Genomic DNA, 12,283 nt, shown 5'->3' with positions numbered 1-12,283 from the left:
TCCCTACGACGCTGCACGCAAGCTCGGGCGGGAACGTCGTCTGGTTGTGGAGCGGGTTGGTTCCACTGCCATGCTGCCAACACCAACAACGCCCTCACGCTCCCTTGCACTCGTTACTTTGTGCAAACGCTCATAGGGCAGCAACTCCTTGACCCGCGTACCAAGCGCAACAATTTCTGCCCGCAAATCTTCGCATTCCTGCCTCTGGACTTCGTGCTGCATCTGCTCGGAGGCGTATTGCGCCGAGATGTGCGAGAGGTCCGCAGTCAGCTTCGAAAGGCTCGTCATGTCGGCTTCGCTCTCTTTCAAGAGATCAGAATACCTTTCATCCGCAACCTGCTTTTCGGCCATGGTATCGCTCCATTGAGCCGTCAGCCTGGCGATTTCACTGGATGCTACGCTTGCCTCGTTCGTTGCCGCATCCAGTCGCGATTGAAGACTTTGAATTTCAGATCGCAAACCTCGCATCTCTGCGAGACTGCATGCACGTTCGGCTCCCGTGTCATCTTCCATGATGCGTGCGGCCTCTGCCATTTCCGACAGTTTCGCCTGCGCGATCTCAAGCGACTTCTGCAACCGCGTTTCGTCCTTCTCGCTCTTGCCGAGCGCAGCCAGCAGTTCGGAATGCCGCACCGCATCGTTGGCGTGGATCGTCGACAGCTCATCAAGCCTCCGCCTCGCCTCAGCTTCCCGCTTTTGCGACTTGTCGAGGTCGATCGAGAGTCTGACATGCTTTTCTCGCAAGGTATCGTTTTCGCGCGCCCGTCTATCGGCCTCGGCTGTTCTGGCCGAAAGAGCTTTGGCCGCCTCGCCGAAGTCCGCCTCCCTTATTGCGATGGTAGTGGCCGCTTCTACAAGTTCCAGCCTTACGGCGGCGAGCGCACTACGAAGAGCGTCCCTGTCCTGGGCCAAGCTTACTTCGCGCTGCTGTATGGCTCCGAACGCGCTGTCGTGCTCACGTTGCTTCCTCATCGCATCGTGCAGCTGTTCGGACAGGACCATGTGTTCTCTCGTCAGGTTGGCATTTGCCACTTCCAGTTCGTTGGCACGAAAGAAGTCCGCTTGAAGGATCTGAAAAAAATCGCGTGTGTAGTGGTGCGAAGTTGCAACCTCCATTAGCTTGGCTTTGACATCCTCCAAATGGCCTTCCGCATCCTGAATGAGCATCTCAAATGAGCTCAAAGCAGCCAGCCGGCTCTGCGTATGCGAAGTTAGCTGGCGAGGGGTTTCATTGGGAGTGCCCTCGGGTTGCAGGGCATCGGTCCCTTTTGCGAGGCTGTCTTTCGAGGCACTGCCGTCGTCTGATGGTGACACCTCGTCAAGGCTCAGGGAGATGTTCAAAGCCTCGACTAGCTCTGTCTCGAGTTCCTCGGCGGCTCTTTCCACATTGTCGTAACGTTTGATCAGGTTCGATAGTTTCATGACAAGCTCTCCCGGCGCACCACTTTGAATTAATGGTTTGGCAACCAACGATTACACACCATATACCGCTCCGGGAACGACGACTGCCATGCAATCGACTATATTAGATCATTCTAAAGCAGTACGCTCGCAAAGGGGGGAGTGCCTGCTTCGGATCAATCCGGTGATCATGCCGCCAAGTCGAACGTCTTCTTTCGGGAGACGACCAAGGAAGCCTCAACGGCCGACATTGGCGCGCAGGCGCCGATCATAAGGCGCATACCAGACATTCCGCAGCTGATCGTCCACGTTCCCGGTCGTATCATGCCCTTCCACATGGTCGATCGGAGAACAGCCTGCATATACTCTGCGAGGTCGAGTTCGCCGTGCGCCCGATCTATAATAGAGATCGGGCCTGGCCGGGCGATCCCTTTGCCCAACCGCAGCATACTACAGGCGGCGAGCGGCGCCATCTCCTCCTCCCCCGCTGGCTCTAGCGGAGTGGATTCTGCCGCGGCCCGTGCAAGGCTACGCAGAAGGATGCTGTCTCGTGCGCGTCAACGCTTCGCAATTGCCTCCTTCGGTGCAGTTCCGAAGATCAGAGTTGGTTTGTTCCTCACCCCTTACCGGTCAAGCGATGTGCAGGAGTTCGCGCAGCCGGACCGGCAGTCGGGGCGAGGCTTGCAGTTCGGCGCAACTCGCCTCCCATCGATTCAGATACTCGGCGATCGGTACACCTGTGCGGCCGGGCCATCGGTTCAGTGCGCCCAGCGCCTCGACACAGTCGGGCGCCGCCTCGTACTCAGTGAGGATGGTCTGGGAGATTGCTTGGGCAAACGGATTGAGACCGGGTATTTCGATTTCGCTGCGATGATCGGCGAACCAGGCGGCCGGGTCGCGGCTCAGCCCCTGGCTGTCGGCGAGCGCGGCGTAGCCGCGGACGATGTTGTCGCGATACGCCGCTATGGCATCGCCGAACGCGTTGTCGCCGGCAAATGGCGGACTCTCTTTCCAGTCCTTCGCCAAGCGACCAAGACCGCGCAGCGAGAAGGCCTCGACCAACGCTTCCTCCAGCCACTGGCAGGGCGGCGCCGGCTTGGCGTCCGCCTGCCAGCTGTTGGCCATGACGTGGCCGAGCTCATGGCCGAATTGGTAGGCGAGCTTTGACCAATCCCGTTCGCCAATGTCGACAATGATCCACGCCATGCTGCTACCGTCGGGGTGCAGCCAGATCGCCGGCTGCCCCGAAGTGTGCTCGTCGACACGAAGTCGCGTAGGCTGGCCATCGGAGAGCAGGCGGACGCCATCCAGGCAGGCGTGCCGCGTGCGCTCGACGACCTGATCTGCGGAGCGCGGAAGCATGTGACCCCAGTCGCCGGCGAGTTCGATCGGGGCGGTTAGTAGGGTGGAGGGAACGGCAAGGGGCGGCACGGACACCGCGTAGCTTGTGCCTGCTCTTCCCGGCTGCGTCAATGCCGCTGGGATCAAGTTGCGGATCGCTGCGCCCGCAAACAGTGTAACGAAATCTCGTCGCCGCAATTGGGTTCCTGATGTCCGACCGCTCGAACTTAGAATACCTGATCCGTAAGGCAAAGGGTCGGGACGCATGGTGCGTTTCAAACAAGCTTTTGACCGCGGTTTGCGAACGCCTTTGCTGGCTGCGCGCTCAATCATCCTTTCCTGACCTTTGCCACGCCGCAAGGTAATCACTTTGGTAAACTTTCTGCTCGCCGTCAGAAATCTCGAATGTCTTCCTGGCTGCCATGAGGACGTATGTTCTAGCAGTGCTCATTGTCATGTTTGAGCGCTGTCCGAGAACAGCCGGGTCGGGAACGTCTCGTGGATTGGGCTTCCCCACGTCGTCGACCAATTGCATCAGCTCTATCTCGAATCCGTTTTCGCGAGAAAATGTTCGCCATAACAAGTCAGGACTAAACTGGTAAAGGCCATGTCCAAGAAAGTTATTTGCGCCGTCCACCATCAAGAATATGCCGCCGACTCTTAGCATCCTCTTTACGTTCGAAAATGCCATGCGCGTATCAAACACATGCTCAATCGTCCCGCCGTCGAAAATACAGTCGAATTGATTTGCAAGTTCATCAGGAATCGGATCGTTCAGGTCGTGAGTGATGTCGGCTCCTTCGAAATCAGAATAATCGAGTGACCTTATCGCCTTGCTTCCCAGATACTTGAATAATTCCTCGCAATATCCCGTTTCTCCCTTGATATTTTCGATCGATACTCGTCTGTCATATGAACGAAGGACGGAATTTCCCAAGGTGCTGTCGTGAATGTGGTAACCTTGACGTCCTAACCACAAGGTTTCGCCAAGAGACCGCCCGCGGAATTTCAAGAGAAAATCCATAACGTATATATCGACACCCATCGAACTTGCCCCCGCCACGGCCTTTGTATTTGGTCACTTATCGATGTGTGCGTAGAATCAACTGCCGATGCCGGACGACGACTTGACATCCTGTGCGACCGATCGGCGCGCAGCCCGTACATTAGCACGACTGTGTCCAATTTTGAGCAAAGAAGAACCAGATCTCTACGATTCGATAACCCAAGGGCTCGGTACCCAGTTCGTTATCCACGGTTAATTGACCTTATCGACTTTCGTGTTTCGGCGTCAAAGCCGCATGACGATGTCGATTGTGCCATCAACATGGCGTACGCTCCGTTGAAATGGCATCCGATATGAGGCAACAAGTTAAGGGGGAGTTCTAGACCGGGTCGCCGACCGAACCCTTTCTTGTCTATGTTGGCAAAATTCGCTTTCGAGGATCAGCAAGGTGCGGCTGATAGTCGATTGGAGCGCAAAGCAACTTCGGGGGTACACTGGTCGGCCGCGTCATGGCGGCATAGTTATTGCTGGCGGGTCCGATCCGGTCAGCGCAGCGGAAATCAAGCTGTCGCCCCCAAACAGTGTAACGATATCCCGCGCCGCGCTTCGATTCCCAATATCCGACCGCCACGTTTTAAAATACCATGTCAGTCCATAAAGGCGAAGGCTCGGGAAATGGGGGATGAGGAGTGGGCGAGGCCATTTTTTCGCGAACATACACAGGGGATGCTTTTTCAAGTTGGCAGGTGGCGAATGAAATGTCAGTTCGCCTTGAAGACGGATCCCTTGTCGTCTCGGATACGGAGCGGCACAACTGGCACCTGTTGCGCCTCCATCATTCAGCTTTTCTATTTAGAACTATCAGACTGAAATGTTTGCTGAAATTTCGCCCTGACGCTACCGCCAATTTCTACATCCATCACTATGGCTCCATCGATGTAGCGGAAATTTCTGCGGACGGGTCCATAGTCAATGATGGCATTTGCAGGAGCATAGCGGTTGAAAAGAGTTCCGAGGGGCTACTTGAGGTAGAGGCGACATTCCTGAGCTGCCATTCAACCCTGTCCATCGGCTGCTCCAAAAACCGCCACCCCTTCTATGCTGGCACTGGACGCGAACAGTTCGTCCTCGTCAGCGTTCTGGTTGAGACGTTTGACGCGTATCCTGAATTGTCCCGTACGCCAGCAGAGGAGCGCATTACGCTTGTCGATGTCGGTGGCCAAGGGGGCCTGCAACTCAAGTGGATGCTGAGAGCCGATCAGATTACGCCGGTGGTTTTCGAACCCATACCGTCGGAGGCTGCAGTGCTAAGGCAAACCCTTGGCCGAATCCCCGGCGCTCAGGTAATAGAAAAGGCGCTGGCCCACACCACAGGCGTTCAGAAGCTCCACATTACAGCGGATACAAGCTGCTCCTCCTTGAGGGAGCCAAACTTCGACGTGCTGCAGCAGTATTCGGTAGCGCCAATTTTTGTCGTGGTCGGCACGCAAGACGTCGAATGCGTTCGATATGACGATTTGTTCCGAAGGCACGCCGCTCCGTCACCGGACGTGATGAAGATAGATGTTCAAGGTCTTGAATACGAAGTTCTGCTGGGCTTTGGGCACCTTCTGGAAAATTGCCTGGCCATCGAACTGGAGACGCACGTAGTCCCTATATACAAAGGTCAGAAACTACTTGGTGATATCATCGATATGCTTGGACTTTTCGGATTTTCCCTACGGCACATCAAGCAAATTCCGCATTTCGACGGCGACGCCGTTGAGTTTGACGCTCTTTTTACGAAACGGCGCGACAGGGCTATCGCTTTTTCCGAGTCGGCAACGCGAAAGTTTGCCACAATTACCGAGGTCTTGGAGATTGATCCATACTTTTGACGGAGATGCCTGCGTCGTCCAGTCAACGATTTTTGAATTGGTCGCGCTCAGTCCGTTACATGTGAGAACGAAATCACTGCCTGGCGAGGATACGGTGAGACGAATGATAGATCACGTTCACGTAATCAACCTTGATCGCAGCGTTGATCGTCTCGAGAGATTTCGTAAGACGAACGATCATCTTAGAAGTATTCGGAGATTTCCTGGAACTGATGGTCGACTTGTGGACCGTGATCGGCTTGTACAGGACAAAATCATCTCGCCGGATCTAGATTACGCGGCTGGAAGTTTGGGCTGCGCCGTTTCTCACGTCGCGCTCTGGAAAGAAGCTGTTCGACGGAGTGAGGCAATAACCGTGGCCGAAGACGATGCCATCTTTTCTCGTCATTTCGAACCGCACATGCATTCACTGTTGGCTAACATTCGTGACTGGGACTTCATCCTTTGGAGCGCAAGCCTGCGGTGTTACGCTTGGCTGGATGCCCTCCCAGGCGGAACTGGCGCGAGGCTTGAGTTCTTTTCTGGAGAGGTGATGACACATGTCCAGGATTTTCAAGAGGCCGAAACGGAACCCGTTCTTCTGCGAGCACACCATCTTTTGGGTCTTGTATGTTATTCAGTTTCTCCAAACGGGGCACGCGCGCTGCTCGACTGGTGCCTTCCAATACGGCCGATGATCATCGATTTCGCGGGATTCGGCCTGAGGCTGAACAATGCTGGAATTGACTGCATCATGAATGGGGTAATGCCGTCGCTGAAAGCGTATGTGTGCCTTCCACCTCTGGCGATCAGCGATGAACGACCCGAGGAATCGGTTCGGATCAACACATGAAGTGACATCCTGCGAAGCAGGCGCCCACGCAGAGTCGCATGAACCAGATTAGCCCTTCGCAGTAGATCTGCATTTGCGGCTCAGCCGCGTTGCGTGGCTGCGGCATCTGTGGGTGCTCGTGTCTCGATATCTCCGGTCCGCTCCTCCTCCCGCAGCCGAACGAAAAACTCTAGATTGTTCTTGAGTCTCTGGTTAACTGAGTCGAGTTCAAGTGCCCTTTGCCCCCATTCTACCGCACGGTCCATCGCATTGAGATGCCATGACGCGATGGCGCCGAGGTCAAACAGCCGAAATCCCCAGCAGTTCTGATCGTCCAGATAGCTTCCGGTGCGGTGCGTCCTCTCGATACCGTTGGTGCAAGCCCAAAACAGATTCAACCAGTCCGCTTTGCCGTGGAGCTCTTCGGCCAGGTCGGCCCAGATCTCGCGGCGGTGCGGCGCTTCCATCCGCGCCTTGTCCAGCCAGGACAAGCTCTGTTCCGGGCGCATACGCGCGATATAACGCATGGCCTCGGCTCGTTCTTCGCCCCACGTGCTTGTCGGCAAGGCAAGATAGCGCTCAAGCAACTCGACAGCCCGATCCTTCTGGTTGGCCCACATCAGGTCTCGCCCGAGCCAGAAGCAGATTTGTGCGTCGGCGGGGTCTTCCTTGTGCGCCACTTCCATCAGCGGCAGGTAACTGCTCCTTGTTGGCTTGGTAAGGTCCTGCACCTCGAACATGACAATGTCGCTGCTGCTGGCCGTGACCTCCCTCTCTCCCGTGAAGACCAGGGCTTCGTGAACAGGCCTCTTGAAACGATATCCCCAGCGATGATGAAAGTTTTTCGCTGGCCAGTTGCGAAGTGGGGTCGGGTCGTCGACGCTCGCTCTGTACACTGTCTGACAATAAAGGGCTGTCGTCTCGCGAGTCCAGACAGCCTCGAGCTTTGCCCGCCAGCCAGGTTCAAGGAACCGGTCCATGTCCATTGTGCAGCACACATCGACGTCGTGCGGGATCAGTGCCATCGCGGCGTTGCGGGCATCGTCGAAACGCCATGGGCGGACCGCTATCCTGTGCACGGTAACGCCGGCAGCGGTCAGCCGTTCCACCGTATCGTCGGTGCTGCCCGTGTCGGCGACAATGCGATAGTCGGCGTCGACGGCCGAATTGGCCCAGCGCTCCGCGTTTGCGGCTTCGTTCAAGGCGATGGTGTAGACAGCGACTTTCACGGCGCTCTGCTCACTCACGCGCTGGTGCAAGATTTCGCCTGGCGGACATGCCCGACGCGCCCTTGCGGATAGCCACCAGGCCTCCCAGCAGTTTCGCCCGATTCAACTCGTAGTGGCTGTCGAAGAACAGGATCTCGGCGAACTGACCGGCAAGCGCGCTCACGCCCAGCGGATCGACCGACCGCGCGCTGCCGTACTGCTGGATTTCCCGCAGCAAGTTCTTCGTCAGCGTGATCTTGCCAAGATCCTCGCCCGGCGGCTGCCAGTCGAGGTCTTCGATGAAATACCAGCCGCCCTCCGCGAGCAGCGGGAAGAACTCGCGCAGGGTGAGCTGCTCGTCGAACGAGGCGTGGCTGCCGTCGTCGATGATCGCGTCGAACGAGCGCGGCTCGAGTTTCGCCGCGACTCCGCGCAGATCATCCAGCTTGGATTGATCGCCGACGAACGACTTGAAACGTTCATTGTTCAGGCGGGAAAAGTCCGTCAGGTCGACGCCGACCACCTGGCAAAACGGAAAGTAGCTCTGCCATAGCGCGACCGAAGGTGTCTCGCTCTGGTTGTCCGCCAGCCTGCGGCAAAGCCCGATTTCCATGAGCCGCCGCATGGCAAGCCTTCTGCCCGACAGCAGGCGATCGTAGACCCTGGCATAGGCATGACGGTTGCCCGTATGCCGGTTCTTGTCGGTATTGAAGCGGTCGGCGAGAGTTGTGAATGCCGGGAAACTATCGAGTGGGTTGATCAGCTGCGAGATCAACGGTGCCCCCTCGCCGCCCGGCCGGGCGTCGTTGCGGGCCGTCCACAGGTGGATACCGAACACGCGGGCATCGTTCAGATAATCGGTCAATTCCGATAACGGCCTATCGAACCTGTCGATCTCGGTCCAATCGATCGCGTTGAAGAACATCGGGCTGAATACCTGGTCGCGCAGCTCGGCGCCGGCTGCGGTCGCGATGTAGTCGGAGAGCAGCTTCGGGCCGATGTCACCGAACTCCTTGCCGCGCGCTTCTTGGAAACGCTCGAGCGACAATTCGTATAGCGCCCTGAGGTGGCGGCTGTAGGGCTTGGCGTATATGACGTTGCCGCAGATGAAGTGGCCCTTGTGTGCTCCCCGCCATTGCAGATTGAAAAAGTGATCGCCGCGAAAGGGGAACGGCCGCAGCAGGATCACGTCGGAATCCATCCACAGGCCGCCATGTTCGTAGAGCAGGGCGTAGCGGAAAATATCGCTGAAATATCTGATCTCGGAGCCGGCGACGATGCGCTCGAACAGGGCCCGCGGCATGACGTCGTCGGCATTGCGGACCTCGATCCCGTGCGGGACGAGGAATTCGAGCTTCTCTGGCGCATAGCTCCACACCCGCACCGGATGGCCAGCCGCTCGCATCGACGTTGTGGCGCCAATCAAGGTACGATGCTCAGCTTTGTCGGACATCACTTCATAGAAGCAGTTGATCTGCGGAAGTGCGGTGTCGTCGCTGCCAAGGAAGGGATAAATCCGCGCGTCGAACTGGCGCGATCGTTGCAGTCGTTCCAGCGGAGAATCGGCGTCGCGCAGAAACGGCGCGAGCTCATGAAAGATCTCTTCTGTCGATTTCATGCTGCCGGTGCCGAAGTCCTTACCTTCCAACGGCGCCCGGTTTGCATCACCCATGGCCCCACCGTCGGCGCGGCCAGGCTTGATCCCGGCTTTCGTTGGAGGGGCGCGCAAGGCCGGCGTCGACAGTGTCTGTTTCGTCCCTGGATCAGCCACCGACGACAGGCGATCCACATCCTCTAGCATCCCTCCCACATCCGCATCATCGACGGTCGCGATCCAGCACTCGCTGTCGGCAACGCTGTAGGAAATCAGCAAGCGCTTCTCATCGGGATGCCAAGCCAAGCCGGCAGCGAACTCGGCGCCCTTCTCGTTGAAGTAAAAGGGACGGCTCACCTTTTGCAGCAGGTTCATTGCGTCGAACCAAACAAACCGATGCAGGCAGTATCGCCTGTTCTCGGAGGGTCTCCATTGCACCTCGTGAATCAACATTAGCCAACCGCCGGCGAAAGCGACCTGTTGGCTTACGCCGCCGAATCGTTGGGCCGCAATTCCAGGAGAGGTCTCGCTGATCGTTTCAGCTCGCTCATCCGCCACCCGAATTGGATCGCCGAAACAAACCAACTGCAGCCGCTCCTCGCCGGCTTCGCCTGATGTGACCTGCGTCATCCATTTCCTGTCGTGCGCACTCGGCCCCGTCGCGGGCAGCACGCGCAGGTCGGTCATCCGGTGGTGGCCGGTTTCGCTGTCGTCGACGCGCATGATGACCTGCTTGCCCTCGCTGTCCGCCAGATCGCGGACGGAGGCCGAGCCCCACAGCTTACCTTTCCAGGCGAACAGACGCAGGTCCTCGACGCCGGCCTCGCGCATGTTTGTCGGCGGCAGCATCTCGGTTGTCGATCGGACGGCGAGCCCATTGGTCAACCGCAGAAGGAAATTCCGAGCGAGGATCGCCTCGCCGCCTTTCGTCCGGAGATGGACGCCGTCTTCGCTTGTGGTGTAGTTCACCGCTGCCTGAGCAAGCACAATCTCCTTGCCCAGGCGCGCCACCGAGGGGCTTGACGGCCTGTAGCCCTCGGGCGCAGCGAAAACGATCGGATGAGCGCTGAACGACGGCATCGTTGTCTTGGCTGGCTGCACATAGAAGAACAGGTTGGACCACGCGAGATCCCTGGGTCCATCGCCGATACTACGGTCCAGCGCTAACCAGTTGCAAGTCGCGAAACCGCGATCCTTGCGCACCGGGTCGCGCGCATAATTCGCCGCGATCGCATACTCTTCGCGCAGGCCTGTCGTGTACACGAAATCCTCGAGGAACAGGATGTCCTGCTCCGGCCGCTTGATCGCCAGCCCTGCTTCGGAGAACAACACGCTGGCGTCGTTCATCCCCTTCTCGCGGTAAAACCGTGCCAGGTCATAAAGTGGCTCGGCGCGTTGCGGCCGTTGATTGAAGGCGGCAAGCGCCTGTTGAACAAAGCCAGCCTCGTCGCCGAGTTTGCGCAGGCAGCGCGCCTCCTGCAGGCGGGCATTCCACGCCTCCTCGTCCCAGCCGCCCATCGCGGCACGCTTGGCGTAGGCCACCGCCGCCTCCGCCGTCCGCCCAGCGTCGCGGTAGGACTGCGCCAGGTAGAACCAGTAGCGCTGATTTTCCGGATCGTTCTCAAGGGCGTCCAGCAAAAGCCTGGCATCACGCTCGAACTTGTCCACCCGGTTCGAGCCGCTGGCGTGGTCCTTGTACCAGGCACCCCTCAGTTCCTGCACGCCACCGGGCACGTCGAGATATTCGTGGGTCACGCCATGGTAGCGGGCACCGGCGTCGCGTTTGACAATGCGCGTGTTCCAATAGGCCAGGCCGGAATCCGACCGCTGCAACAGCCGGTAGCCCGGGCCGTCGAGCCCCTCGCGGAACCCCGTATCCTCAACCATCAGCTCCATGTCGGCATCGTCGAACAGCAGATAGTCATAGGCGAGCGGCGAGGCATAGGCGTGATCGAGCGCGGCGTTGCGGGCCTGCTCGAAATTGTGGAACGGGAACTCATGCAGCTCGCCAGGCAGGTTGTGGACGGCAAAGAACGCCTTGATGAAATCCTGGGTTCCGTCGTTCGAGCCGGTGTCGCCGATGACCCAGCAGTCGATGTGGTCGACAACCGCCCCGAGACAGCGTTGAAGGTTCGCCATCTCGTTCTTGACGATCATGTTAAGGCAGAGGCGCTTACCGCTTGTCATATGCTGACTTTCGACCCCCATGACTGCGGGCTGAAGCGGTTACATTTGTGCCATGGTGCCGTCGGGGACAGGGATCCGTTCCAGTGCGGACTTATCCGGCCTTCATGTCCCATGCACATTTTCCCCTGCCTCGGCCATCTGGATGCTACCTCAGCGTGATCCATTGTTAGCCAGCACCTTCCGCCGCAGCAAGGGTCTCGCGGTCACCTTGGGCGAGGCTTTGCGAATTGCCCTGTAGGCTCGATCGCTACGTACACCCCCGCCGCGATATCAAGCGTTCGTCGATAACGAAGGTGGTGTATCTTAAGCCCCGGATTTTTCGATGCATTTGGCCGTATCCGCGCCATCTCGATGTTTTCCAAGGTAGTAAATCGTGGTTGGGCAATTAACAAATTGTAAACAGGTTATTTACAAGTTGCTAATTTTATAATTTACTAATGCCTTATGTATGGGAGGGTTTCCGTGGACCGGGCAGTAGGCCTGTCGGTTCGCGCTGTCTGCGAAGCCAGGAGAGTATCTGGAGCAAGTGCCACTTCGTGCGTGAGGGCGCAGAAAGTGTTTGGCGCAAGGAAGACGTCATCCAACGTTTTCCCAACCTGATGTTCCCTCGCAAGTAGTCGATTTCCCTCGCAAGTTGACACGCGTGTTGGGAGTTGGCTGTGGTCGGTGTGACACCAAGTGCGAAACGAACGCAGGTTTCTGCTTCGATCAATCCCCCAATTATCTGCACCTGGCCGCCAGCAAAGATTGCATGGCGCTTGATGAGTATTGCTCGTCGCCCTGCACGGCGCCCGTTGGTGTGCGGAGCTGCTGGCTGCTCAATGCACGCGGCTCGAGCGCCCGTAGAAGCTGCGACAG

General features: G+C 57.9%; 7 protein-coding genes. 2 read left to right on the top strand and 5 right to left on the bottom strand.

Annotated elements, in window-relative coordinates:
• Positions 1 to 3 precede the first annotated feature (3 nt).
• From AC3CCE_RS00540 to AC3CCE_RS00530, 3 genes are all read right to left on the bottom strand, one after another.
• The gene (locus AC3CCE_RS00540) at positions 4 to 1,422 is read right to left on the bottom strand and encodes a coiled-coil domain-containing protein (RefSeq protein WP_023699089.1); all 1,419 of its coding nucleotides are present in this window, start codon (positions 1,420 to 1,422) and stop codon (positions 4 to 6) included.
• Positions 1,423 to 2,031: 609 nt separating this feature from the next.
• Positions 2,032 to 2,940, bottom strand: a complete 909-nt coding sequence (locus tag AC3CCE_RS00535) for a hypothetical protein (RefSeq protein ID WP_352445336.1) — start codon at positions 2,938 to 2,940, stop codon at positions 2,032 to 2,034.
• Positions 2,941 to 3,067: 127 nt separating this feature from the next.
• The gene (locus AC3CCE_RS00530) at positions 3,068 to 3,787 is read right to left on the bottom strand and encodes a class I SAM-dependent methyltransferase (RefSeq protein ID WP_156940827.1); all 720 of its coding nucleotides are present in this window, start codon (positions 3,785 to 3,787) and stop codon (positions 3,068 to 3,070) included.
• Between the two features lie 650 nt (positions 3,788 to 4,437).
• Here AC3CCE_RS00530 and AC3CCE_RS00525 point away from each other — a divergent pair.
• Together AC3CCE_RS00525 and AC3CCE_RS00520 are read left to right on the top strand one after the other, a co-directional pair.
• A complete protein-coding gene (locus AC3CCE_RS00525; RefSeq protein WP_155923363.1) occupies positions 4,438 to 5,625 on the top strand; it encodes an FkbM family methyltransferase in 1,188 nt (395 codons plus the stop codon).
• Positions 5,626 to 5,728: 103 nt separating this feature from the next.
• A complete protein-coding gene (locus AC3CCE_RS00520; protein ID WP_081726976.1) occupies positions 5,729 to 6,457 on the top strand; it encodes a glycosyltransferase family 25 protein in 729 nt (242 codons plus the stop codon).
• Between the two features lie 80 nt (positions 6,458 to 6,537).
• On the opposite strand, the gene AC3CCE_RS00515 is transcribed toward AC3CCE_RS00520, so the two are convergent.
• Positions 6,538 to 7,665 carry a tetratricopeptide repeat-containing glycosyltransferase gene (locus tag AC3CCE_RS00515; RefSeq protein ID WP_023730056.1) on the bottom strand — a complete coding sequence of 376 codons (1,128 nt, stop codon included), beginning with the start codon at positions 7,663 to 7,665 and terminating at the stop codon, positions 6,538 to 6,540.
• 10 nt (positions 7,666 to 7,675) lie between these two features.
• The gene (locus tag AC3CCE_RS00510) at positions 7,676 to 11,395 is read right to left on the bottom strand and encodes a glycosyltransferase (RefSeq protein ID WP_352625217.1); all 3,720 of its coding nucleotides are present in this window, start codon (positions 11,393 to 11,395) and stop codon (positions 7,676 to 7,678) included.
• Between the last annotated feature and the right edge of the window lie 888 nt (positions 11,396 to 12,283).

The organism is Mesorhizobium sp. P160187 (genome assembly GCF_057766425.1).
The sequence above is the reverse complement of the archived record's forward strand: the minus strand, read 5'-3'. Positions and strand labels throughout refer to the sequence as shown.

Bases quoted from the DNA above. Each gene is read 5' to 3' on its own strand.
- AC3CCE_RS00520 (WP_081726976.1), top strand. From the start codon at position 5,729: ATGATAGATCACGTTCACGTAATCAACCTTGATCGCAGCGTTGATCGT.
- AC3CCE_RS00540 (WP_023699089.1), bottom strand. From the start codon at position 1,422: ATGAAACTATCGAACCTGATCAAACGTTACGACAATGTGGAAAGAGCC.
- AC3CCE_RS00510 (WP_352625217.1), bottom strand. From the start codon at position 11,395: ATGATCGTCAAGAACGAGATGGCGAACCTTCAACGCTGTCTCGGGGCG.
- AC3CCE_RS00530 (WP_156940827.1), bottom strand. From the start codon at position 3,787: ATGGGTGTCGATATATACGTTATGGATTTTCTCTTGAAATTCCGCGGG.